Here is a 23698-nt window from a genome sequence, read left to right as displayed (position 1 = left end):
TCCGACGCACGGCAGCTTGTCACGATTGGCCGGCTGCGAATTCGAACAAACACCAACATGGCCACTGATCGGCCTGAGAATCGTTATTCCAATGGCGGACTATGGCATAGAGGTACTCTGGGTTCTAATCATTGCAAGCCTTGGCCTTTCCGCTGTTGCCCTGGTGTTCTCGATATCCCACCGACGCCACATACCAGCGGCCGCATCCACCGCAGGCGAGGACGTGATTTCGGAAGCGGCTCGCACAGTGCTGCGGGAGTTTGAAAAGAACGGCCACTCGGCCGATGCAGCGCTGATCACATGGTCGCCCGATACCTTGCGCAAGATCCTGGCCGAGGATCTGCCGGAGACGCAGGTGATCGTGGTATCCAACCGTGAACCCTACATCCACAACGTCAAGGATGACGGCGTCGAGCTCTTGGTACCGGCCAGCGGGCTAGTTTCGGCGCTTGAGCCGATCACCCGAGCCTGTGCCGGCACCTGGATCGCCTACGGCGGCGGAACAGCGGACCGTCTCACCGTCGACGAGAACGACCGGGTTGAGGTGCCGCCTGGCAATCCGTCCTACACGCTGCGCAGAGTCTGGCTGACGGAGGAAGAATACCAGGCCTATTATCTGGGCTTCGCCAATGAAGGTCTGTGGCCGCTTTGCCATATCGCCTTCACCCGCCCGATTTTTCGCGCGTCGGATTGGGAGGCCTATGAGGCCGTCAACCGGAAGTTCGCCGATACAGTGGTTGCCGAGGCGCGCAACGAGCGGCCGATTGTGCTGGTCCAGGACTACCACTTCGCGCTCTTGCCGCGCATGATCCGCGAGCGCCTGCCCGAGGCAATCGTCATCACTTTCTGGCACATCCCGTGGCCCAATTCGGAAGTGTACAGCATCTGTCCATGGCGTGAACGGATCCTGGAAGGCTTGCTGGGCAGCTCCATCATCGGCTTCCATACTCAGTTCCACGCCAACAATTTCACCGAAAGCGTCGATCGCTTCCTGGAAAGCCGCATAGAACGGGCGGACGCGGCGATCTCCTATGGCGGGCAAACGACTCTGGTCCACGCTTACCCCATTTCAATAGAATGGCCGGCCGAACTGCTGGCAAGATTGCCGGCTGTCGAGGAATGCCGTGCCCGTGTCCGCGAAAGATTCCGGCTGCCTGCGAACGTCAAACTGTGCGTCGGCGTCGAGCGCCTCGACTACACCAAAGGCATTCTCGATCGCTTTCATGCCTTGGACGAATTGTTCACGCGATATCCCGAATGGGCAGGCAAAGTGGTTTTCCTGCAGGTCGCGGCGCCCAGCCGGGGCACATTGCCGGCCTACCAGCAACTTCATGACGAATGCCTTCGCTATGCCGAAGAGCTAAACCAGCGCTATGGCACCAACGACTACAGTCCTCTCCTGATGGTGGCCGAACATCACTCGCAGGAACAGGTCTACGAGATCTATCGGGCGGCCGACATATGCATGGTCACCAGCCTGCATGACGGCATGAACCTGGTGGCCAAGGAATTCGTCGCGGCGCGCGACGACGAACAGGGCGTGCTGTTGCTCAGCACCTTTGCCGGCGCTTCGCGCGAACTTCTGGAGGCATTGATCGTCAATCCCTACGATACGGCCATGACGAGCGAAGCGCTGCTGCAGGCGCTGACAATGACGCCGGAGGAACAACGCGAGCGTATGCGGCCCATGCGCGAGATGGTCCGCGACAATAACGTCTATCGCTGGGCCGGCAGCATGCTTCTGGATGCGGCCCGCCTTCGCAAGCGTGGCGACCTCGACCGGGTGACGGGCAACGGCGAGCGGCCATCGAACAACAATGTCATTTCCATGTTCGAGCGGACAAGAAAGGCAGTGTCGTGACGAGCATTCGCTGCCGCTGCGTCATATACCGGTTCTCCTGGATACTGCCGCCGGTTCGACGTTCTGAAGTTAAGTTAACGGTTCGTATTTCGACTGCAAGCGCCAGGCGTGCTTGAGAAACCCCATAAGGAAGGCGCCAAGGTGATCTCGATCGGATCAACGCGCCCTGCCCATCGCCTCGGCCCGCTGGAGAAGCTGATCAGCCGATCTTCCCGTCCACGATGTGAAAGCGGCGATCCATGCGCGCCGCCATGTCGAGATCATGCGTAACCGCCACGACGGTCTTGCCGCGCTCGCGCACAAGATTCTCCAGGATTGCGAAGACCTGCTCGGAGCTCTTGCTGTCGAGGCTCCCCGTCGGCTCATCGGCGAGGATAAGCGGCGGGTCGTTGGCGAGCGAGCGCGCCACCGCGACGCGCTGACGCTGACCGCCCGAGAGCTGGTCGGGCCGCTTGTCGAGATGTTCGCCGAGCCCCAGGGATGAAAGCAGCTCCCCGGCCCGTTCGCGCATCTGAGGCCGCGCCAGGCGGCCCAGCTTGCGCATTGGGATTTCGACATTTTCGCGCGCCGTGAACTCCGGCAGCATAAAATGAAACTGGAACACGAAGCCCAGCATCGAAAGCCTGGTCCGCGCGCGCTCCCTTTCATTCATCGGATCGGTGTCGCGGCCGCCTATTCTCAACGTCCCAGCAGTCGGCCGGTCCAGCAGGCCGAGCAGATAGAGCAATGAGGATTTGCCGGACCCGGAGGGACCGGTGACGGCGACGAATTCTCTCTCGTTGATCGCGAGCGTGATGTCCTTGACCAGCGTGACGGGAACAGTCTCGGGCAGCACGCGCGTCAGTTTCTCGGTCTCGATGAGTGCGCTCATGACGCGCCTCTGATGATCTCGACGGGGTTCAGGCGCGCCGCGCGCCGCGCCGGCAGGTAGCCGGCCACTGCCGCAGAGCCCAGCGCGAAAGCCGACGCGATGACGTAGTGCATCAAGCTCCAGGCGATCGGCAGCTGGGTCATCTCCTGGCCGGTCGCGGCGATCTCGAAACGCACCAGCGACAGTGCATAGGTCATGGAAACGCCGAGCAGCCCGCCGAGCACGGACCCGGCCGCGCCGATCGCCACGCCTTCCAGCAGAAAGAGCCGGCGCATGTCGGACTCCGGAAAGCCAAGCGACTTCATGATGGCGATGTCGCGCGCCTTCTCATGCGTGATGGTGGAGATGATGTTGTAGATGCCGAAGCCAGCCACCAGCATGATCGCGCCGACGACGGTGTACATGATGACGTTGCGCACGACGAGCGCTTCGAGGATCGATTCATTCGCCTCCTGCCACGCCACGGCCTTATAGCCTAGTTCGGCCTCGGCACGCTGCGCCACCGCCGGCGCGCGGTTGGGATCGTTGAGCTTGATGCGGATCTCGTTGATAGCGTTCGGACGCGCGGAGAGGATCTGCGCGTTCTTCAGAAGCACATAGGCCTCACCTTCGTCGCGCGCAGTGGTGCCGGTGTGGAACAGACCAGCGATCTTGAAGTTGCGTGTCAGCCTCTCGGAAGAAACCGCCGTTATCGTGTCGCCGAACCCGGCGCCGAGCCGGCTCGCCATCGTGTCGCCGATGAGCACGTTATTGCCGCCCGCGCCAAGTGCCGAAAAGCTGCCTTCGACGAAGTTTCCTACGATCGGCGACACGCCGGGCTCGCGCTCCGGTTCGATCCCAATGATCGCCGCACCCACTTCGCGGCTGGAATAGCGGATCACACCCTGCGTTTTGAGGCTTGTCGCGAACCGGCCGGGAATCCAGCTCTCGAGCCAGGAAGTCGCGGCGGTCGGATTGATGATGCCGCGGCGATCGTCACGCGGCCTGAGCCCGGAGATCGCAACTGTTGCGAAGGCATCCTCGGCTGGCTGGCGGCGGGCGGTGCGCTGCTCGTCTGTGATGTCGACATGCGGCATCGTGTCGACGAGCTGCCTGACGAAATCGTCCTGCCCGCCCTGCATCAGCGCCGCCATGGCGATGGAGAATCCGACACCGACCGCAACGCCGATCACGGCAACCAGCGTCTGGCGACCGCGGCCGGCAATATGCGTGATGGCGATGTCGAAGATGAGAGGCATCGTTGCTTTATCTCTCCTGAGCGGCGGTGATACTTACGCGTCCTCCATCGGCGAGGTCGGCGGGATAGGGCGAGATGACGCGAGCCTTCTCATCGACACCCGACAGAACCTCGATGCCATTGGTGCCCCGAATGCCCGTTCGGATTTCACGCCGCCAGGCCTTGTCGCCTTCGACTACGAACACCTTGTTCCCATCCATCGCAGCGGACGGGATCAGCAGCCCATTTTTCGAAACGCGGATGACGATGTTCACGTCGGTCGACATGCCTATACGGAGCGGCGTATCGTCCGGCAGGCGGAAACGAACGCGATAGGTCTTCGTCACCGGATCGCCCTTGGGCGTGATGCTGTCGACCACCGCTTCCAGGTTCTGCCTGAGGAACGCATCGGATTTAAGCAGCGCGCGCTGGCCGACCTCGACCCGGGGTATGTCCTCCTCGTTAACTTCGGCGACCACCAGGAGCGGCTTCGGCTCGCCGACCCAGAACAACACAGTGCCGAGCTCGGCGACCTCACCCACCTCGCCGTCTTGCCTGAGCACGACACCGGCGCTCGGCGCACGTAGCACGTAGGTGTCGAGTCGCGCTTTCTGTCCGGCAACCAGCGCTTCGATCTGGCCGAGCTCGCTCTGCGCACGATCGAGCGCCTGCTGGCTCGCCGCACGCCTTTCGGCAAGCACGGTCAGCCGCCGGAGCTCTTCCTGGGCAAGTGCCTGACGCGCTTCGAGCTCGCCAAGCACGGCCCGGGCCTCGCTGTCGTCGAGCTTGGCGAGCACGTCGCCTTGTGCAACCCTCGACCCCTCGCAGTTACACTGCTCGACGATCCTCTCGCGGACCACGGGAGTCACCTTGGCCCAGGTTCGCGGCTCGACGGAGCCACTCGCGTAAACGATCTCCGCCGCGTCGCCGCGTTGTGGTGTCACGACCGAAACCTTGGCCGGCTGCCACAGATACCACCCGCCGACAGCAGCAGCAGCCACGATAAGAACGATGCCGACACTCCAGCGTATCCGTCGCAAGAACTCTCCCTTCATCATCGAATCCGAACGTCGAGCGGTGGCAGACATAGCACCAGACCGACCGTCGGTCTATAAAAGTTGCATAAAGAAACGGTTCGTGCTCCTCTTGCTCCACCTGTTCCTTACGAGGTCGATTTTGCCCCGAGTGATAAAGCTGCCGGAAATACGATCCGCCGAGCTCCTCGACTGCGCCCAGCGGCTTTTCTTCGAGCATGGCTACGACAACACGACGGTGAATGACATCATCCGCGAGGCCGGCCTGTCGAAGGGCGCGTTCTATCATTATTTCGCATCGAAAGAGGCCCTGCTGGAGGCGCTCGCCGCACGTCTCGCGCGTGACAGTTTCACCGAGTTGCAGCCCGTGCTCAACGATCCATCACTTGACGGGCTGGGCCGGCTCAATGCGCTCTTTGCCGGCTCGCGGCGGCTGAACGTCGAGCTGGCCCCGCAATTGCGCAAGACATTTTTCGTCCTGTTCCGGCCCGAGAACCTTGCCCTCTTCCATCGGGTCGACCAGGCGGCCAGGGAATTGGCCATGCCAATAATCACCGAGCTGCTCAGGAAAGGAAGCGAGGAAGGCATCTTCGACGTGCCCGACCCGGAAGCTTTCGCCGAGATGTTTTTGCAGCTGCGGCTGATCTTTCGGGATGTAATGCACCGCGCCTTGCTGAAGGCCGAGCAGGGCAATATCGACGAAGCGGCGCGGCTGCTCGACGACCGGCTGCGGCTCTATGGCATCGCAATCGACCGGCTTCTGAAGCTGCCCGATGGAACGATAGAAGCAGCGCAACCCGGGTTTGCCCGGGCTTTCCTCGAAGCAGGCCCGTGAGCCGCCGAGCCCGCCAGGCAGCGCAGCAGCAATTCACCACGCCTTGGTAGATCGGGCCCCCTCGCGGCAAGGCGCAATATGAACGTTCATCGCCTCAGCGCATGCACGCTATCAATATTTTCGCCGCCCATCGGCAGTGCCATGTCGTCGTCGAGCAAGCGTGTGATGCGGGCGAAGCCGGCAAAAGCCTTCCTTGCTTCTTCTGCCGACATCCGGCCCGCCAGAGCCGCAGAGCAGCAATTCACCGCGCACTGGTAGACTGGCCCACGCCGGCCTATTGGCCATTTACGCAAGAACCCCATCGCTTCGGCTACACTATAAATTTCTTCGGCAGGGCTTTCCTGCCCGCGCGAAATCCGCACAGGCGTAAAGAATTGCAGGCGATCCATCGTTTCCTCCCGGTCGATCGCTACGTGCCTGATCGAACCTTGTTAAATTTACGGCTGACCACTTGGTTCCGGCAAACAGGGCCCGATGCTAAAAAATGAGGCCGGACCCAGACGAAGTCTCTCATATCGTTCGACCGAAATCGAATCACCAAACGTGACAAGGGTGCGACGAACCGTTGTGCGCCGATAAGCGCGGCTTTCATCGAATGCCTATAGGCCAAAGCCGGCAAACCAAGCGGTTGCCGGTTCCCTCGCGTCGAGGCTCTCTACAGGGAAACGGCGAGTTCCGCCGGAGCCGGGACGGCGAAGGCATGACATAATTTTCCCCTCCTCCCCTAGCTTGTGGGAGAAGGAGAAGCCTACCCGCCGACCATCTCCGCCAATTTGCGCACTGTGTTCCAGTTGCGGGATGTGCCGACACCGAGACGTTTATGGCTTGTCGCCGCAAGCAACCGGGAACTTGGCGTCTCGCGGGAAAAGAAGATCCAGATGTCGCCGCCGACGGCCTGCATTCGCTCATCGTTGCCGACATAGGCCTCCAGCGCCGCGAGGGCCTCAGCGGGAACGGGCGTGCGCATCACGCGCACCGCTACCTGATCCGCCGCGGCAGCCGATTCGGCGGGAAACGGATTGCCGGCCGCAAGCTTCAACCAGTCATCCGCGCGGCGCACGATGATGTCGACATGGCGGCCGAAGGTCTTTTCGAACGCCGTCTCCAACCGGCGCTCCAGCGCGGCAATTTCTGTCTCTTTCGTCTCGAAGACCAGATTGCCGGTCGCCACCAGCGTGCGCGGGTTGTACAGCCCCAGGCCTTCTGTCATGGCCCTGAGATCGGACATGACGAGACGTCGCCCCTCGCCCAGAACGATGCTGTAAAGCAGAGCGACGTAAGTTTGCATGACGGCCGGTGGCAGCCTAGACCAGCCGCGACTGTTCCACCGCGGCCTCTATGAAGCTGGCAAACAGCGGGTGCGGGTCGAGTGGCCGGCTTTTCAGCTCGGGATGATACTGCACGCCGATGAACCAGGGATGGTCGGGGTATTCGACCGTTTCCGGCAGCACGCCGTCGGGCGACATGCCGGCAAAGACCAGGCCGCAATCCTCGAGCCGCTCCTTGTAGTCGACATTAACCTCATAGCGGTGGCGGTGGCGCTCGGAAATCTGCGTGTCACCGTAGATGTCGGCGATTTTCGAACCCCTGGCGAGGTCAGCCTGATAGGCGCCGAGCCGCATGGTGCCGCCGAGGTCGCCAGTTTCCCTGCGCTTCTCCAGCATGTTGCCTTTCAGCCATTCGGTCATCAGGCCGACGACCGGTTCCTCGGTCGGACCGAATTCGGTCGACGAGGCATGCTCGACGCCGGCCAGCGAGCGCGCTGCTTCGATGCAAGCCATCTGCATGCCGAAGCAGATGCCGAAATATGGCACTTTTCGCTCGCGGGCGAACTTCGCCGCCAGGATCTTGCCTTCAGCGCCGCGCTCGCCAAAGCCGCCGGGGACCAGAATCCCGTGGACCTTTTCCAGCCACGGCGCCGGATCTTCCTTCTCGAAAATCTCGCTCTCAATCCAGTCGAGCTTGACCTTGACGTGGTTGGCGAGGCCGCCATGCGACAGCGCCTCGATCAGCGATTTGTACGCGTCCTTGAGACCGGTATACTTGCCGACGACGGCGATGGTCACCTCGCCTTCCGGATTGTGAATGCGGTTGGACACCGCTTGCCAGGGCTCCATGCGCGGCTTCGGCGCCGGATCGATGCCGAAAGCGGCCAGCACCTCCGAATCCAGCCCTTCATTGTGATAGGCCATCGGCACGTCATAGATGTGCGGGACGTCGAGTGCCTGAATGACCGCGCTCTCGCGGACATTGCAGAACAGCGACAGTTTGCGGCGCTCTTCCCTGGGGATGGGGCGGTCGGCGCGGACCAGCAGAATGTCGGGCGCAATGCCGATGCCGCGCAATTCCTTGACCGAATGCTGGGTCGGCTTGGTCTTCAATTCGCCCGCCGTTGGAATGTAGGGCATCAGCGTCAGGTGCACGTAGACGGCGTTGTTGCGCGGCAGATCGTTGCCGAGCTGGCGGATCGCCTCCAGGAACGGCATCGCCTCGATGTCGCCGACCGTACCGCCAATCTCGCACAGCACGAAGTCATAGTCGTCATTGCCGTTGAGAATGAAGTTCTTGATCTCGTCGGTGACGTGCGGAATCACTTGCACGGTGGCGCCAAGATAGTCGCCGCGCCGCTCCCGCTCGATGATGTTCTTGTAGATGCGGCCTGTGGTGATGTTGTCCTGCTGGTTGGCCGAGCGGCCGGTGAAGCGCTCATAATGGCCAAGATCGAGATCGGTCTCGGCGCCGTCGTCGGTCACGAAGACTTCGCCATGCTGGTATGGCGACATCGTGCCGGGATCGACATTGAGATAGGGATCGAGCTTCTTTATGCGCGCGCGATAGCCTCGCGCCTGCAAGAGAGCCCCAAGGGCCGCCGCAGCGATGCCTTTTCCGAGTGAGGAAACCACGCCGCCTGTGATGAATACATATCGCGCCATGGGAGTCATCGCTTAACGCGGCCGAATTGATTCCGCCAGAGAAAAAACCGCCGCGAAGGCTTTTTCCCAAGAAGGCGCCCTGGTGATGCTCGAACCAAAACAAAAGGGCCGGCGAAACCGGCCCTTGAAATAGTCCGTTAAGTCGTCAGATGATGACGACCTTGGTGCCCACTTTCACCCGGCGGTAAAGGTCCATGACGTGCTCGTTGATCATGCGGAAGCAGCCATTGGAGGCGCTCGTTCCGATCGACTGCGGCGCGATGGTGCCGTGAATGCGCAGATGGGTGTCTTTCTTGCCGTCGTAGAGATAGATGGCGCGCGCGCCGAGCGGATTTTCGCCGCCGCCGGGCATGCCGTCCTTGTAGCGGCCATAATTCTTCGGTTCACGCTTCTGCATCTCGACCGTCGGGATCCAGCGCGGCCATTCCTGCTTGTCGCCGACGGCGACCGTGCCCTTGAACTGCAGGCCGTCACGACCGACCGCGATCGCATAACGGCGGGCGGTCCATGAGGATTCGACGAGGTAGAGGCGGCGCGCGCTGGTATCGATAACGATGGTGCCGGGACTGTAGCCGGTGAATTCGACCTCTTGCGGCACGAACTCCGGCTTCACCTTGAACTGCTTCTTGGCTTCCTTCCTGGCGAGTGCGGCATCGAGAGCGCGGGTCTCGGGGAGCAGCGACATCGACGAGGACGTGCCGCCGAACAGGCCGGCGAACAGCCCGACGCTCTGCGGCTTCTGTCCAACCGGCTCGCTGCGCAATTCCCCGTTGTTGCCGGTCAACGCGACGTTTATGGCCTCGGCGGAAACCGGCTCGGCCGACTGGATCGGTGCGATGGGTTCGATGATCTTGACGGTCTTCTTAGCCGGCTTTCCGTCAGCCAGCTGGGCAGCGGACTTATCCTTCTTGGCAAGGCTCTTCTTGGCAAGGAACTCCTGCCGTTCCGCGTCGGCCTTGGCTTTGGCCGCCTCGCGCATCGCCAGCTTCCTGGCCTCGAGCGCCTTGGCTCGAGCGGCCTCTTTGTCGGCCGCAATCTTGGCTTCGATCTTGCCGATTTGGGCCAGATCGTCCGCGGTCGGATTTTTCTTCTTCTTGAGGAGCCTTAGCTGCGCCGTATCGCTTTTGGCGGCGACGTTGACGACGTCAGTTGTTACTGCGGTTTTAGAGGCCGAATTACCCGCCGGCATGGCCGCGTAAGCGGGCCCACCAAGGCTGAGCACGGCACAAAGGCCGGCTAATATGAAGCTGCGAAGCTGCATGGCGAAGATCCGATCGTTCAATGCTTGTTGCCCACGGCGTCGCCCGGCGTCCCCCAAGGACGCCGAAAGTGCCGCGCGCAATCTATAATCGATTAATCGAAGACGCCTCAAGCGCCCTGTCGTGCCTTGCCCGGTCGAATCCTCGGGATCGTGCGGCATTTGCCGCGACTGTGTTCAAACAACAACAGATCGCGGCGCCGGACGTCTGCTGGTTACTGGTTCGGAACCTGCGGCGTTACTGGCAGGGTGACGCCGTTTGTGGCCGGCGGCGTGGTCGAATCCGCCGCAGGCGGTGCAGCGGGAGCCGGGGCTGCAGCATCATTGCCGGAAGGCGGCGTTGGCGCTGTATTGCCGGAAGGTGGTGTCGGCGCCGTGGTGCCAGGCAACTGGTTGAGCACGCCGCCCCCGCCGTTAGTCACAGGCACACGATCGAGAATATCGATTGGCTTCTCGCCATAACGGGCGACGATCGACAATGTCAGAGAGGTGGCGAAGAAAGCCGCCGCCAGGATCGCCGTCGCCCGCGTCAGCGCGTTGGCCGCGCCGCGCGCGGTCATGAAGCCCGAGCCGCCGCCGATGCCGAGGCCGCCGCCTTCGGAGCGCTGCAGCAGCACCACGCCGACAAGAGCGAGCACGACCATGAGGTGGACGACGATCAGAACGGTTTCCATAGCTTACCCTGGCAAAGCCTTGCGCGGCCGCGGATACGGCCGGTGATTTGGAGGCGGCTCAATACAATGCTTTGATGGCATTTCCAAGCCCGTGGCCGGAATATGGGAAGCAGTGCGCCCTTTGCAACGATTTCCCGCTACGGCACAGCCTATCCGAAGTGCCCCGATAGCCTTTCGATGCTACGAGATATTTCGATAGGCTTCGGCGATACCGAGAAAGTCCGCCGCCTTCAGACTGGCGCCGCCGACCAGCGCGCCGTCGACATTTTTCACGCCGAGCAGTTCGACCGCGTTCGACGGCTTGACCGAGCCGCCATAGAGGATGCGCATCTTCGCCGCCGCGCTGCCAAGCTTTTCCGACAGTTTTTCGCGAATATGCGCATGCGCCTCAGCAACGTCGGCGGCGGTCGGCGTCAGTCCAGTGCCGATCGCCCATACAGGCTCATAGGCTATAACGGTGTTCGACGCCGTGGCGTTGGGCGGCACCGAGCCGGCGACCTGGCGCGACAGCACATCGAGCGTCGCGCCCGCCTCGCGCTCGGCTCTCGTCTCGCCGATGCAGATGATGGCTACCAGCCCGGCGCGCCACGCGGCGGACGCCTTGGCCTGAACAATGGCGTCGTCCTCATTGTGATCGGCGCGACGTTCGGAATGGCCGACGATGACGTAGCTAGCGCCCGCATCCTTCAGCATCTCGGCCGAAATGCAGCCGGTATGGGCGCCGCTCTCCTTCGTGTGGCAATCCTCGCCCCCGGCCCGGACCGGCGTGCGCGACAAAATCTCTGCGGCGTGCGCGAGTAGCGTCGCCGGAACGCAGACCAGCGCTTCGGTCTCCGCATCGAGCCCGCTCATGAAGCCGTTGCCGATCATCCTGAGTTCGTTGAGCGAGGCGCTGGTGCCGTTCATTTTCCAGTTGCCTGCGACCAGCGGGCGGATTCCTGGCGTCATGGGATTTGCTTCTCCGGGCAATATTCGGCTGCGTCCTCACTACCAAACTCAGCCCACAAAGCAATCGACAGTGGGCCAGAAGGACGCTATTGCGCTTGTTTCAAACTCGGCGCATGCGAAAATGCGCCAAGAATCGGAAGTGACCATGCTTAGTATCTTGAGAAGCGCGGCGGGGACCTGGGTCGCGAAGGCGCTGCTGATATTGTTGGTGTTGAGCTTTGCCGTCTGGGGCATTTCCGGGCAGATGGTCGGTGGTTTTGCGGGCCACGATGCCGTTATCACGGCCGGAGGCACCAAAGTGTCAATCAACGAGTATCGCCTCGCCTATGATCGCCAGATCAGCGTGATGTCGCAGCAATTCGGCCAGCGCATCAGCCGCGAGCAGGCGACGGCGCTCGGCCTCGATAACCAGGTGCTGGCGCAACTCGTGTCGGGTGCAGTCCTCGATGAGCAGGCGCGCAAGCTCGGGCTTGGGTTGTCCAAGGACCGGCTGGCCCAACTCACGCATGAAGACCCGGCTTTCAAGGGTCCTGGCGGCACCTTCGACCGGAGGACGTTCGAATACATACTGCAACAGGTCGGCATGCGGCCGGAAGACTATCTGAGGAATCGCGCCCAGGTGGCGGTGCGCCAGCAGATTGTCGAGGCGGTTTCGGACGGCCTCAAGGCTCCGGATACTTTCTTGAAGGCAGTCGCGCTCTATCGTGGCGAAGACCGCACCATCGAGTTTGTGACCTTGCCGAAATCGCTGGTCGAGCCGATTGAAGCGCCATCCGACACTGCGCTTTCGGCCTATTTCGAGGAAAGCAAGAAGACCTATGCGGCGCCCGAATACCGCAAATTCTCCTATGTCAGGCTCGAGCCGCAAGACATCATGGATCCGAGTGCCGTGACCGACCAACAGGTCAGCGACGACTACAACAAGAACAAGGGGCGCTACACCACGCCGGAAACGCGCACCATCGAACAGCTCGTGTTCAAAACGCCTGATGCCGCGAAGGCCGCGCTCGATTCACTCAAGACCGGCGCTACCTTCGACAAGATCGTCGTCGCCGAGGGCAAGACGCAAGCCGACACGCTGCTCGGCACGCTGTCCAAGGACAAGATCGCCGACAAGGCAGTGGCGGGTGCGGCGTTTGCGCTTAATGTCAACGAAGTAAGTCCGGTCGTTCAGGGCGCCTTCGGTCCGGTGCTGCTGCGCGTCACCGACATCAAGCCCGAAGTGGTGAAGCCGCTGGCCGAAGTGTCCGCAGATATCCGCAGGGATCTGGCGCTGGGCGAGGCAAGCCGCATTCTGTTGGATGTGCACGACAATTACGAAGATATCCGCGCTTCGGGCAGCACGCTCAAGCAAGCGGCCGAAAAACTGAAGCTGAAGGTCGTCACCATCGACGCGATCGATCGCACCGGCCTGAGGCCGGACGGCACCATCGTCAAGGACCTGCCGGAATCGCCGGAACTCATCAAGGCGGTGTTCGACGCCGAACCGGGCACCGAGAATCCCGACCTCACCACCGCCGACAACGGCTTCGTGTTCTACGAGGTGGAGTCGATCACGCCGGCCCGCGACCGCACGCTGGATGAAGTCCGACAGAAGGTGGTAGCCGACTGGACAGCGGCGGAAACGACCAAGCGGCTCACCGCAAAAGCGGACGAGCTCGAAAAGCGTCTCAAGGCCGGCGCCACGCTCGACGTGATCGCGAGCGAGCTCAAGCTTGAGAAGCAGACCAAGCGCGGCGTCAAGCGCGAGGCGGACGACGTCGATTTCGGCAAGGAAGGGGCGGCTGCGATGTTCGGCGAAGGCGAAGGCGGGACCGGATTGATCCCCTCGCCCACCGGCGACGGACAGATCCTGTTCAAGATCGCCGAAGTCTTCGAACCTGCCGGAGCCGACGCCAGCTCGGTGCCGGACGACGCGCAGAAATCGTTCACCGCCGGCATGTCCGACGACCTGCTCGACCAGCTGGTGGCGCAGCTTCAGACGCAGTACGACGTTCGCATCGACCAGACCGCCGTTGCCCAAGCCCTGACCAGATGAGCGCGCTCAAGACCCATATCGCCAAGGTCGCCACCGGCAACTCCCTTTCCTTCGAGGAGGCGCGCGAGGCCTTCGACATCATCATGTCGGGCGACGCTACGCCCGGCCAGATCGGCGGCTTCCTGATGGCGCTGCGCGTGCGCGGCGAGACGGTGAGCGAGATTTCCGGCGCCGTCGCCACCATGCGCGCCAAGATGCTGCGCGTCGACGCGCCCGCTGGCGCGATCGACATCGTCGGCACCGGCGGCGACAATTCGCACAGCGTCAACATATCGACCGCATCCGCCTTCGTCATCGCCGCCTGCGGCGTGCCGGTGGCCAAGCACGGCAATCGCGGACTATCCTCGCAGACCGGCGCCGCCGACGTGCTGACCGCGCTCGGCGTCAAGATCGATATCCCGCCGGAAACGATCGGCCGCTGTATCCACGACACAGGCGTCGGCTTCATGTTCGCGCCGGCGCATCATCCGGCGATGAAGCATGTCGGCCCGATCCGCGTCGAGCTCGGCACCCGCACCATCTTCAACCTGCTTGGCCCGCTCTCCAATCCGGCCAGTGTGAGCCGGCAGATGGTCGGCGTCTTCTTGCCTGAATGGATCATGCCGGTGGCCGAGACGCTGAAGGCACTGGGCGCCGACCACGCCTGGGTCGCCCATGGCGACGGCTATGACGAGATCACCACCACCGGTGAGACCCAAGTGGCCGAACTGGTCGGCGGCGAGATCCGCAGCTTTTCACTGACCCCGGAAGCGGTCGGGCTGAAGCGGCACACCAAGGACGAGTTGCGCGGCGGCGACGCCGCCTACAACGCCCAGGCGCTGCGCGATATGCTGGGCGGCGCTGCCGGCGCCTTTCGTGATACAGTGCTGATGAACGCCGGCGCCGGACTGGTGGTGGCGGGCAAGGCGACGACGCTTGCCGACGGCATGGCGACGGCAGCGCAAGCCATCGACAGCGGCCGGTCGCTGAAAGTGCTCGACCGGCTGGTCGAGATTTCGAACGGATAGAGCCGTGTCTGATATCCTGCGCAAGATCGAAGCCTACAAGCGCGACGAGATCGCTGCGGCGAAGGCGCGCGTGCCGCTTGCCGAGATCAAGGCGCGGGCGAAGGACACCGACGCAGCGCGCGGCTTTCTCTCGGCTCTTGAAGCCAAGCGCAAATCCGGCAGCTTCGCGCTGATCGCCGAGATCAAGAAGGCGAGCCCGTCCAAGGGCCTGATCCGCGCCGATTTCGATCCGCCGGCACTGGCCAGGGCCTATGCGAAAGGTGGTGCTGCCTGCCTTTCCGTGCTGACCGACGCGCCGTCCTTCCAGGGCGCGCCTGAATTCCTCACCGATGCGCGCAACGCCGTGACATTGCCCGCTTTGCGCAAGGATTTTCTGTTCGAGCCCTATCAGGTGTTCGAAGCCCGTGCGTGGGGCGCGGATGCCATCCTGATCATCATGGCGAGCGTCGATGACGCCGTGGCCAGCGAACTCGAAACGACGGCGTTCGAACTCGGCATGGACGCACTGGTCGAAGTGCATGACGAGGCCGAGACGGAACGCGCGCTGAAACTGTCATCGCGGCTGATCGGCATCAACAACCGCAATCTCCGGACCTTCGAAACCAGCATCGAGACCTCGGAGCGGCTCGCGAAGATGGTGCCGGCAGACCGCCTGCTGGTCAGCGAGAGCGGTATTTTCTCGCACGAAGACTGCCGCAGGCTGGAACGGAGCGACATCGGTACATTCCTCGTCGGCGAGAGCCTGATGCGGCAACAGAATGTGGCCACTGCAACGCGCCTGCTTTTGACGGGCAAGGCGCCGGCTCATGCATCGGCCCGAAAATCGGAATCGATATTCGGAGAGCACGATGCATAGATTCAAAGTGCTAGAGCGTACTTTGCGCGTCCAAACGGACGCACGTCGCTCTAAGGCTGACTGACTTGACGGCCGCCCTCACCCATCTTGGCGCGAAAGGCGAAGCCAATATGGTCGATGTCGGCGACAAGGCGGAGACGACGCGCACGGCAATCGCCGAAGGTCTTGTCGCGATGCGGCCCGAAACGCTGAAGATGATTCTCGACGGCGATGCCAAGAAGGGCGACGTGCTGGGCACGGCGCGCATCGCCGGCATCATGGCGGCCAAGAGGACCCATGAGCTGATCCCGCTCTGCCATCCGCTGCTGTTGACCAAGGTATCCGTTGACATCGAACCGGACGCGACGCTGCCAGGCCTGAAGGTCACGGCGCTGGCCCGCGTCACAGGTAAGACCGGCGTCGAGATGGAAGCGCTGACCGCCGTCTCGGTCGCCTGCCTGACCATCTATGACATGGCCAAGGCGGTCGACCGCGCCATGGTGATCTCGGGCATCAGGCTGGTGGAAAAGACCGGCGGCAAATCCGGCGACTACAAGGCGGACGCCAAGGGGGCAGGCCAATAATGGCACTGCTTCCGGTCGCCGAGGCGCTCGAGCGCCTGCTTGAGGATGCTGCGCCCTTGCAGGCTGAATGCGTCGCCCTGATGGACGCCGCCGACCGCGTGCTGGCGGAGCCGCTTCTGGCGCTCCGCACCCAGCCGCCATTCAACGCGTCCGCCATGGACGGCTATGCCGTGCGGGCCGAGGACGTCGCGTCCGTGCCCGCAAGACTTTCGGTGATCGGCATGGCGCCGGCCGGACGCGGCTTTGCCGGAACAGTCGGCCCGGCGCAGGCCGTGCGCATCTTCACCGGCGCGCCGCTTCCTGCAGGCGCCGACACCATCGTCATCCAGGAGAATGCCAGGGATCTCGGCGGCGGCAGCGTCGAAGTGACCGCGTCCACGGTTGAAGGCCGCAACATCCGCCGCTTCGGGCTCGATTTCTCCAAGGGCGACGTCCTGCTGGAGAAAGGCCGCCCGCTTGATTCGGCGGCATTGTCGCTGGCGGCGTCGGCCAACCACCCGCAGGTCAGCGTGGTGAAACGGCCGCTGATCGCCATCATCGCCACCGGCGACGAATTGCTGCCGCCGGGCAGCGACCTTGGCCCCGACCAGATCATCTCGTCCATTGCCTATGGCGTCGCCGCCGCGGCCCGCTCGGTCGGCGCCAGCGCGCTCGATCTCGGCATCGCCCCCGACCGCAAGGAGGCGATCGCCACGCTGGTAAAACAAGCGGTCGACGCAGGCGCCGACGTCATTGTCACGCTGGGCGGCGCCTCGGTCGGCGACCATGACCTGGTCCATGACGTGCTGACCGGTGAAGGCATGACGCTCGATTTCTGGAAAATCGCCATGCGGCCCGGCAAGCCGTTGATGTTCGGGCGGCTGGGCGACATCCGCTGCATCGGCCTGCCTGGCAATCCGGTGGCGAGCCTGGTCTGCACGCAGCTCTTTCTGAAGCCGCTGCTTGCGCGGCTCGGCGGCCGCGCCTTCCGGCAGGACATGCGTCAGGCGCGGCTCGGCGCCGCCATGCCGGCCAACGATCTCAGGCAGGACTATGTACGCGCGGTGGTGAAGGAAGAAGCCGGCACGCCACTGGCGACCCCGTTCGGCGTCCAGGATTCCTCGATGCTCAAAATGCTGGCCGACGCCAACGGGCTGATCGTGCGCGAGCCATTCGCTCCCCCAGCCGCGACGGGCGCCGCGTGCAGCGTGCTGATGCTACGCTGAACAAAACGTCAACACATTCATTAAACTTTAAACGGTTGCGGAACACAACTGGAACAGATAGTGTTTGTTCTGGGTTTGTTTTTCTGATTCTGTTGGGGGTCGCGATGCTGACACGCAAACAACATGAACTGCTGATGTTCATCCACGAGCGGCTGAAGGAAAGCGGCATTCCGCCCTCGTTCGACGAGATGAAGGAAGCGCTCGACCTCGCCTCGAAGTCGGGGATCCATCGGCTGATCACGGCGCTGGAGGAGCGCGGTTTCATTCGCCGCCTGCCCAACCGGGCCCGCGCGCTGGAGGTGCTGCGCCTGCCCGATTCGATCGCGCCCGGCCTCAATTCGGCTCGCAAATTCTCGCCAAGCGTCATTCAGGGCAGCCTTGGGCAGGGCAGCCTCGGACGACAGATCAAACCGGCGCCTTCGCGCCTGCCCGCGGCCGGCAATGACGACGACGTCGTTGCCACCATCTCCATACCGGTGATGGGCCGCATCGCTGCGGGTGTGCCGATCGAGGCCATCCAGCACCAGACGCATTCGATCTCGGTACCACCGGACATGATCACCGGCGGCACGCACTACGCGCTGGAGGTCAAGGGTGATTCGATGATCGAGGCCGGCATTTTCGATGGCGACACGGTCATCATCCGCAACGCCGACACCGCCCAGCCTGGCGAGATCATCGTCGCCTTGGTCGACGAGGAGGAAGCGACGCTGAAGCGGTTCCGCCGCAAGGGCGCCTCGATCGCACTGGAAGCCGCCAATCCGGCCTATGAGACGCGCATCTTCGGGCCGGACCGGGTCAAGGTGCAAGGCAAGCTCGTCGGACTGATCCGGCGTTACTGAGCGGCAGGCTTCTTGGGTTTCTCGGCCCTGCGGTATGGCGGCAAGCCCCTCGCCTCGCGCGAAAATCTCCGCTGCTCGTGCCAAGGCCTATATGGCTGTCTGACGGCAAAACGGATTTCTGCGCGCGTCGTCGCTGATAGCGGATCGAAGAAGACGGCGGCACTGCCCATGCGAGCGAGCTGCCGTTTGGTGACGACGAGAACCAGCGGATTGCGGCAGGGATTATAATAGGCTGTGGCATCGTCGATGACGATCAAATCCGCAAAGGCACAGGCTGGCCGTGCGGTTTTGCGGTCGTCGGCGAGTGCGATGATCGCGCCGGACGGGTGCCGGGCGAGGCACAGGCCGGCAGTGCAGTAGAAGGGCGCTCCAGGCGGCAGGTCGGCCGGGTCGGCGATGTCGAACCGCACGTCTCCTTTTTCGAATGTCTCCGGCTCGACAATGGTCGCTGAAACCAGCGCATGTTTCCAGTTGTCGGTGGTGAATTCGTTCGAACGCACCCGGTTGACGGCAAGTTCGCCGCCGCCGATCGGCAGCGCCACCAGATGCGCATCTTCCGAAATCAGCACATCGGGGGCGCGCGTGTCGGAAATCGTCAGCAGGCCGGCGAGCGCAAAGGGAAGTGCCGCAAGCCGCAACCATGTCGTCGCCATCGTAGCGATGACCAGGGCGACCGTCACCAGCAGAACCGACTGCAACGAGATCAGCCCGACTGCATCGACCGGCGACCGCTCGGAAATCCATCCCGATATTGCGATCATGGCCGTCAGTCCCTTGCCCATCATGTAGAGGAAAGGTCCGTCGAAGCCGAAAGGCATTGCCAGAGCGCTGAGGACGGCCAGAAACATGACGACCGTGACGATTGGCATGACCGCCAGATTGGCGAACAGGCTAAGCGGCGATACGCGCTGGAAGTGCCAGATGGCGAAGAGCGCGGTGGCGCTGCCGGCAATGATGGAGGTCATTGCGATGGTACCAGTCCCAGCGGCGAGTTTTCGCGTGACGAAGGCGACCGGCGACCGTCGCTGTGGCGGCGCCGTGGCCCTGTCGGCACGATAGTCGGACCAGCCGGCATAGGCGCCCACGAGAGCAGCAGTCGCGGCGAAGGACATCTGGAAGCTTGGGCCGACCACCTCGTGCGGCGACACGACGATGACGGCGATGGCAGAAATCGTCAGATTGCGCATGGTAAGTGCCGCTCGGTCGAACAGCACGGCGACAAGCATTACCGCCAGCATGATGAAGCTGCGTTCAGCCGCGACCACGATACCGGAAAAAATGAGATAGGCAGCGATGGAAAGGAATGCGGCAGCAGCCGCATATTTCTTGACCGGCCGGCGTGACGAAAAATCGGGAAACAGCGCAAAGGCGCCGCGCAGCAATCCCATGATCGTGCCGGCGACAAGCGCCATGTGCAGGCCGGAAATCGAGATGATGTGGTAGATGCCGGTGCGCCGCATCGATTCGTTTATCTCTTCGGGAATGCCGGCACGCACGCCGATGATCAGTGCGGCGGCAATCTCCCCCTCGGCGCCACCAATGCTGTCCCTGATATGGTCGGCAATGTTTTCGCGCGCCTTTTCGATCGAGGAAGAAAGGCGCGCGGCGAACGGCACATCCTCGGAAACGACGATCTTCGGATTGCCGAGGAAAAAGCCACTGGCACCGATACCGGCGAAATAGCTGTCAAAGGAGAAGTCATAACTGTCCGGCCTAACCGGGCCAGTCGGAGGCAAAAGCCGCACATAACCGGTTGCCACCGAGCCTGCAGTCATCTCAGCGGGAATTTTGCGTGCCGAAACCCTGACACGTCCCGGTGCATAACGCAGTGTCGGCCGGGCGGTCGACATCACGTCGATGGTCAGCCTGATCCGGCCGTTCGCCATCTGATCGAGCCTAACGACACGGCCGGTGAGCTGGGTCTGGATTTCCGAACCGAGCATCTGCGTTCCCGCGCGCCAGGTTTCAACCTTGGCGGCGAGAACACCGAGTGCGCACAGCAACGCTGCCATGAAGCACAGATGCGTCTTGCGCCATGAGCGGGTGACAGCCGCACACAATGCCGTGAGGACCACGACGGCAATGGGCTGCGGAAAGTCCGGTTCGACAGTAAGCGAAAAATAGATGATCACCCCGCACGCCAGAAAAACCGGCACCAGCAGGAAGGCGACGCCGCGGTCGAGTTCCAGGCCGGCTGCCGAGGCCACGCTGTTGCGGATACCGGATGATGAAAGATGGCTGAGCTGTCGGCGGAAACGAATGACGGGCCCCGGTTGTGGAGCCGGTATTGGCGCGGAGCGGTCCGGCGAAAGAGGCTGGGTGGCCGGGTGCGATGCAGGCAGCAAAGCGGGTAGCGGCTCGGCGTGAGGAACGTCGGCAAACAGCGATCGTTCGCTGACGCTTGTGATCGCGCCCTCGCTCTCGTCCACGCCCCGGCCTGGTCCAGCCATCGGGTCTGCCCCTTGCGCCCTTGACCTCCTATGCTACATGAACGCGCGACGCGCGAAAGTCCGCGCAACCACATCCGTTTCTTGCGCTTGCCTGAGAGTTCCATGTCCGACAAGGTCGTCACCCGTTTTGCCCCCTCGCCCACCGGCTTCCTGCATATTGGCGGGGCGCGCACGGCGCTGTTCAACTGGCTGTATGCGAAACACACTGGCGGCAAGATGCTGCTGCGCATCGAGGACACCGATCGCGAGCGTTCGACCGATGCGGCAACCGCTGCCATTCTCGATGGGCTCGCCTGGCTCGGCCTCACCTGGGACGGCGAGCCGGTATCGCAGCTCGAGCGCGCGCCGCGCCACCGCGCGGTCGCCGAGGAGCTGGTGCGGCTCGGCAAAGCCTATTACTGCTATGCGACGCCGGCCGAGTTGGAGGCGATGCGCGAGAGCGCGCGTGCCAAGGGGCTGCCTCCTCGGTATGACGGCCGCTGGCGCGACCGCGACCCGTCGGAGGCGCCGGCCGGAGCAAAGGGCGCGATCCGCATCAAGGCGCCGGCCGGCGGCGAGACGGTGGTGCATGACCGCGTGCAGGGCGAAGTCCGCTTCCCCAACAAGGATCTCGACGATTTCATCATCCTGCGCTCGGACGGCAATCCGACCTATATGCATGCCGTCGTCGTCGACGACCATGACATGGGCATCACCCACATCATCCGCGGCGACGACCATCTGACCAATGCCGCCCGCCAGATGGTGATCTATCGAGCCATGGACTGGGACGTGCCGTCGATGTCGCATATCCCGCTGATCCATGGCGCCGACGGTGCCAAGCTGTCGAAGCGGCACGGTGCCCTAGGCGTCGAAGCCTATCGTGCCATGGGCTACCTGCCTGAGGCACTGCTCAACTACCTGGCGCGGCTTGGCTGGAGCCACGGCGACGACGAGGTCATGTCGATCGCCGACATGATTGCCTGGTTCGACATCGGCGACGTCAACAAGGGGGCCGCCCGCTTCGACTTCGCCAAGCTGGAGGCGCTGAACGGCGTGCATATGCGCCGCATGAACGACGCCGAATTGCTCGATATCTTCATCGCCACTTTGCCCTATCTGGAAGGCGGCCCGGCGATCGCAGCGCGCCTCGACGACACGCGCAAGGCGCAGTTGCTCGCCGCCCTGCCCGGCTTAAAGGAGCGGGCCAAGACACTGGTCGAGCTGGCCGACGGTGCCGCCTTCCTGTTTGCCGAGCGGCCGCTGCGGATCGACGAGAAGGCGGCGGCGCTGCTCGGCGGTGATGCGCGCGAGATCTTGCGGGGTGCTCATGCGGCGCTGAAGGCGATTTCAGGCGACTGGACGGCCGAAGCAGCGGAGGCTGCGATCCGGGAATATGCGGTGGCCGGCGGCCATAAGCTCGGCGCTGTGGCCCAACCCTTGCGCGCCGCGCTCACCGGCAAAAGCACCTCGCCGGGCGTGTTCGATGTGCTTGCCGTGCTTGGCCGCGAGGAAAGCCTGGCGCGCGTCGCGGATCAAATCGATTAGCAAAACTGGCCCAAGAAGATTGGCATTGAAAGGTGGGTTTCGCAGTGCAACATTAGGCCTTGGCCCAATTTGGCACGCAAATCCAATTGCGGGCGCAAACGCGCGAACTCCGGTGCTTTCGAAGTGTTGCGTTGCAGATATTTCGCCTTTGCCGGCATGAGAAAACCTAAAGGAGTTTGCAATGTCCGAAGCTGCGACAAAAATGGAATTTGGCGGCAAAACCCACGCGTCGACTGCGAAACTTGAATTCGGCGGCAAAACTCACGAGCTCAAGGTGCGAAGCGGCTCGGTCGGACCAGACGTCATCGATATCGGCTCGCTTTACAGCACCACCGGGGCGTTCACTTATGATCCCGGCTTCACTTCGACGGCAAGCTGCGAGTCGGAAATCACCTTCATCGATGGCGATGCCGGCGTCCTTTTGCATCGCGGCTATCCGATCGACCAGTTGGCCGAGCATGGCGACTTCCTCGAAGTCTGCTACCTCTTGCTCTACGGCGAATTGCCGACCAAGGCGCAGAAGGACGATTTCGACTACCGGGTGACGCGCCACACCATGGTGCACGAGCAGATGTCGCGCTTCTTCACCGGCTTTCGCCGCGACGCGCACCCGATGGCGGTGATGTGCGGCGTGGTCGGCGCGCTGTCAGCCTTCTATCACGATTCCACCGACATCTCGGACCCCTACCAGCGCATGGTCGCGTCGATGCGGCTGATCGCCAAGATGCCGACGATCGCGGCGATGGCTTATAAGTACCACATCGGCCAGCCCTTCATTTACCCGAAGAACGAGCTGAATTTCGCGGCCAACTTCCTGCATATGTGCTTTGCCGTGCCGTGTGAGGAATACAAGATCAATCCGGTGCTGGCACGTGCGATGGAGCGCATCTTCATCCTGCATGCCGATCACGAGCAGAACGCCTCGACCTCGACCGTTCGCCTCGCCGGCTCGTCGGGCGCCAACCCGTTTGCCTGCATCGCCGCCGGCATCGCCTGCCTGTGGGGACCGGCTCATGGCGGCGCCAACGAAGCGGCCTTGAACATGCTGGGCGAGATCGGCCATGTCGACCACATCCCGGAATTCATCGCCCGCGCCAAGGACAAGAACGATCCGTTCCGGTTGATGGGCTTTGGCCACCGCGTCTACAAGAACTACGATCCGCGCGCCAAGATCATGCAGAAGACCGCACATGAGGTTTTGGGCGAACTCGGCATCAAGGATGATCCGCTGCTCGACATCGCCATGGAACTGGAAAAGATCGCGCTGACCGACTCCTATTTCATCGAGAAGAAGCTTTATCCGAACGTCGATTTCTATTCCGGCATCACGCTGAAGGCGCTGGGCTTCCCCACCACCATGTTCACCGTGCTGTTCGCGGTCGCCCGTACCGTCGGCTGGATCGCGCAGTGGAAAGAGATGATCGAGGATCCGCACCAGAAGATCGGTCGCCCGCGCCAGCTCTATACCGGTGCGCCGGAACGCGACTACGTGCCGATTGCTAAACGGTGAATAAAAGAAGTGAGTAGTGATTAGTAAATAGGAATTCTAGACGCCGAGCGATGCTCTGCTATCTTCACTA

At 62.7% G+C, this 23698-nt stretch carries 20 protein-coding genes; 10 read left to right on the top strand and 10 right to left on the bottom strand.

Translation table 11 applies throughout. The annotated features are described in order from the left end of the window. Nucleotides 1-91 precede the first annotated feature (91 nt). Nucleotides 92-1861, top strand: a complete 1770-nt coding sequence (locus ACWUKX_RS23125) for an alpha,alpha-trehalose-phosphate synthase (UDP-forming) (protein WP_456009181.1) — start codon at nucleotides 92-94, stop codon at nucleotides 1859-1861. Between the two features lie 199 nt (nucleotides 1862-2060). Here ACWUKX_RS23125 and ACWUKX_RS23120 read toward each other — a convergent pair whose 3' ends face one another. Genes ACWUKX_RS23120 through ACWUKX_RS23110 form a run of 3 tightly spaced genes read right to left on the bottom strand, consistent with a single transcriptional unit; the run spans nucleotide 2061 to nucleotide 4988 of the window. Further along, complete coding sequence (locus tag ACWUKX_RS23120; RefSeq protein ID WP_456009179.1) at nucleotides 2061-2732, bottom strand: ABC transporter ATP-binding protein; 672 nt, start codon at nucleotides 2730-2732, stop codon at nucleotides 2061-2063. Continuing rightward, nucleotides 2729-3970, bottom strand: a complete 1242-nt coding sequence (locus ACWUKX_RS23115; RefSeq protein ID WP_456009177.1) for an ABC transporter permease — start codon at nucleotides 3968-3970, stop codon at nucleotides 2729-2731. Before ACWUKX_RS23115 ends, ACWUKX_RS23120 begins: the two co-directional genes overlap by 4 nt. 7 nt (nucleotides 3971-3977) lie before the next feature. Beyond that, complete coding sequence (locus tag ACWUKX_RS23110; RefSeq protein ID WP_456009175.1) at nucleotides 3978-4988, bottom strand: efflux RND transporter periplasmic adaptor subunit; 1011 nt, start codon at nucleotides 4986-4988, stop codon at nucleotides 3978-3980. 145 nt (nucleotides 4989-5133) lie between these two features. On the opposite strand from ACWUKX_RS23110, the gene ACWUKX_RS23105 reads away from it, so the two are divergent. Beyond that, complete coding sequence (locus tag ACWUKX_RS23105) at nucleotides 5134-5817, top strand: TetR/AcrR family transcriptional regulator (RefSeq protein ID WP_245319401.1); 684 nt, start codon at nucleotides 5134-5136, stop codon at nucleotides 5815-5817. 86 nt (nucleotides 5818-5903) lie between these two features. Here ACWUKX_RS23105 and ACWUKX_RS23100 read toward each other — a convergent pair whose 3' ends face one another. From ACWUKX_RS23100 to tpiA, 6 genes are all read right to left on the bottom strand, one after another. Next, entirely contained in the window at nucleotides 5904-6206 is a 303-nt protein-coding gene (locus tag ACWUKX_RS23100; protein ID WP_135937549.1) for a DUF982 domain-containing protein, read from the bottom strand. Nucleotides 6207-6565: 359 nt separating this feature from the next. Continuing rightward, nucleotides 6566-7105, bottom strand: a complete 540-nt coding sequence (locus tag ACWUKX_RS23095) for a DUF1697 domain-containing protein (protein ID WP_456009174.1) — start codon at nucleotides 7103-7105, stop codon at nucleotides 6566-6568. Nucleotides 7106-7121: 16 nt separating this feature from the next. Further along, the gene (locus ACWUKX_RS23090) at nucleotides 7122-8759 is read right to left on the bottom strand and encodes a CTP synthase (RefSeq protein WP_084831416.1); all 1638 of its coding nucleotides are present in this window, start codon (nucleotides 8757-8759) and stop codon (nucleotides 7122-7124) included. Nucleotides 8760-8895: 136 nt separating this feature from the next. Continuing rightward, nucleotides 8896-10011, bottom strand: a complete 1116-nt coding sequence (locus ACWUKX_RS23085; RefSeq protein WP_456009188.1) for a L,D-transpeptidase — start codon at nucleotides 10009-10011, stop codon at nucleotides 8896-8898. Nucleotides 10012-10223: 212 nt separating this feature from the next. After that, nucleotides 10224-10682: a preprotein translocase subunit SecG gene (gene secG / locus ACWUKX_RS23080; RefSeq protein ID WP_455840460.1), complete on the bottom strand. Its 459-nt coding sequence runs from the start codon at nucleotides 10680-10682 to the stop codon at nucleotides 10224-10226. Nucleotides 10683-10862: 180 nt separating this feature from the next. Further along, entirely contained in the window at nucleotides 10863-11630 is a 768-nt protein-coding gene (gene tpiA / locus ACWUKX_RS23075) for a triose-phosphate isomerase (protein WP_456009173.1), read from the bottom strand. A gap of 145 nt (nucleotides 11631-11775) precedes the next feature. Here tpiA and ACWUKX_RS23070 point away from each other — a divergent pair, with 145 nt between their 5' ends. From ACWUKX_RS23070 to lexA, 6 genes are all read left to right on the top strand, one after another. Then, complete coding sequence (locus ACWUKX_RS23070; protein ID WP_456009172.1) at nucleotides 11776-13668, top strand: SurA N-terminal domain-containing protein; 1893 nt, start codon at nucleotides 11776-11778, stop codon at nucleotides 13666-13668. Next, entirely contained in the window at nucleotides 13665-14675 is a 1011-nt protein-coding gene (trpD, locus tag ACWUKX_RS23065; protein WP_029352738.1) for an anthranilate phosphoribosyltransferase, read from the top strand. Before ACWUKX_RS23070 ends, trpD begins: the two co-directional genes overlap by 4 nt. A 4-nt stretch (nucleotides 14676-14679) precedes the next feature. Beyond that, entirely contained in the window at nucleotides 14680-15531 is an 852-nt protein-coding gene (trpC, locus tag ACWUKX_RS23060) for an indole-3-glycerol phosphate synthase TrpC (RefSeq protein WP_456009171.1), read from the top strand. A 65-nt stretch (nucleotides 15532-15596) separates the two neighbouring features. Then, entirely contained in the window at nucleotides 15597-16094 is a 498-nt protein-coding gene (gene moaC / locus ACWUKX_RS23055) for a cyclic pyranopterin monophosphate synthase MoaC (protein ID WP_258116959.1), read from the top strand. Then, entirely contained in the window at nucleotides 16094-17299 is a 1206-nt protein-coding gene (locus ACWUKX_RS23050) for a molybdopterin molybdotransferase MoeA (RefSeq protein ID WP_456009170.1), read from the top strand. Before moaC ends, ACWUKX_RS23050 begins: the two co-directional genes overlap by 1 nt. Nucleotides 17300-17403: 104 nt before the next feature. Continuing rightward, complete coding sequence (gene lexA / locus ACWUKX_RS23045; protein ID WP_456009169.1) at nucleotides 17404-18141, top strand: transcriptional repressor LexA; 738 nt, start codon at nucleotides 17404-17406, stop codon at nucleotides 18139-18141. Here the strand turns inward: lexA and ACWUKX_RS23040 are convergent. Beyond that, entirely contained in the window at nucleotides 18135-20591 is a 2457-nt protein-coding gene (locus ACWUKX_RS23040) for a ComEC/Rec2 family competence protein (RefSeq protein WP_456009167.1), read from the bottom strand. The two genes, lexA and ACWUKX_RS23040, sit on opposite strands and share 7 nt — an antisense overlap. Nucleotides 20592-20693: 102 nt before the next feature. Between ACWUKX_RS23040 and gltX the strand changes: the two genes are divergently transcribed. Both gltX and gltA read left to right on the top strand, forming a co-directional pair. Then, nucleotides 20694-22118 carry a glutamate--tRNA ligase gene (gene gltX, locus ACWUKX_RS23035; RefSeq protein WP_029352749.1) on the top strand — a complete coding sequence of 475 codons (1425 nt, stop codon included), beginning with the start codon at nucleotides 20694-20696 and terminating at the stop codon, nucleotides 22116-22118. A gap of 181 nt (nucleotides 22119-22299) precedes the next feature. After that, the gene (gltA, locus tag ACWUKX_RS23030; RefSeq protein WP_456009165.1) at nucleotides 22300-23628 is read left to right on the top strand and encodes a citrate synthase; all 1329 of its coding nucleotides are present in this window, start codon (nucleotides 22300-22302) and stop codon (nucleotides 23626-23628) included. The last annotated feature ends 70 nt before the right edge of the window (nucleotides 23629-23698 follow it).

It is taken from the genome of Mesorhizobium sp. f-mel, assembly GCF_053850215.1.
This window is presented reverse-complemented; position numbering and strand designations above follow the sequence as displayed.

Bases quoted from the DNA above. Each gene is read 5' to 3' on its own strand.
- ACWUKX_RS23070 (WP_456009172.1), top strand. From the start codon at position 11,776: ATGCTTAGTATCTTGAGAAGCGCGGCGGGGACCTGGGTCGCGAAGGCG.
- gltA (WP_456009165.1), top strand. From the start codon at position 22,300: ATGTCCGAAGCTGCGACAAAAATGGAATTTGGCGGCAAAACCCACGCG.
- ACWUKX_RS23050 (WP_456009170.1), top strand. From the start codon at position 16,094: ATGGCACTGCTTCCGGTCGCCGAGGCGCTCGAGCGCCTGCTTGAGGAT.
- gltX (WP_029352749.1), top strand. From the start codon at position 20,694: ATGTCCGACAAGGTCGTCACCCGTTTTGCCCCCTCGCCCACCGGCTTC.
- ACWUKX_RS23090 (WP_084831416.1), bottom strand. From the start codon at position 8,759: ATGACTCCCATGGCGCGATATGTATTCATCACAGGCGGCGTGGTTTCC.
- ACWUKX_RS23085 (WP_456009188.1), bottom strand. From the start codon at position 10,011: ATGCAGCTTCGCAGCTTCATATTAGCCGGCCTTTGTGCCGTGCTCAGC.
- trpD (WP_029352738.1), top strand. From the start codon at position 13,665: ATGAGCGCGCTCAAGACCCATATCGCCAAGGTCGCCACCGGCAACTCC.
- ACWUKX_RS23125 (WP_456009181.1), top strand. From the start codon at position 92: ATGGCGGACTATGGCATAGAGGTACTCTGGGTTCTAATCATTGCAAGC.
- ACWUKX_RS23095 (WP_456009174.1), bottom strand. From the start codon at position 7,105: ATGCAAACTTACGTCGCTCTGCTTTACAGCATCGTTCTGGGCGAGGGG.
- lexA (WP_456009169.1), top strand. From the start codon at position 17,404: ATGCTGACACGCAAACAACATGAACTGCTGATGTTCATCCACGAGCGG.
- ACWUKX_RS23115 (WP_456009177.1), bottom strand. From the start codon at position 3,970: ATGCCTCTCATCTTCGACATCGCCATCACGCATATTGCCGGCCGCGGT.
- tpiA (WP_456009173.1), bottom strand. From the start codon at position 11,630: ATGACGCCAGGAATCCGCCCGCTGGTCGCAGGCAACTGGAAAATGAAC.
- secG (WP_455840460.1), bottom strand. From the start codon at position 10,682: ATGGAAACCGTTCTGATCGTCGTCCACCTCATGGTCGTGCTCGCTCTT.
- ACWUKX_RS23120 (WP_456009179.1), bottom strand. From the start codon at position 2,732: ATGAGCGCACTCATCGAGACCGAGAAACTGACGCGCGTGCTGCCCGAG.
- ACWUKX_RS23100 (WP_135937549.1), bottom strand. From the start codon at position 6,206: ATGGATCGCCTGCAATTCTTTACGCCTGTGCGGATTTCGCGCGGGCAG.
- ACWUKX_RS23040 (WP_456009167.1), bottom strand. From the start codon at position 20,591: ATGGCTGGACCAGGCCGGGGCGTGGACGAGAGCGAGGGCGCGATCACA.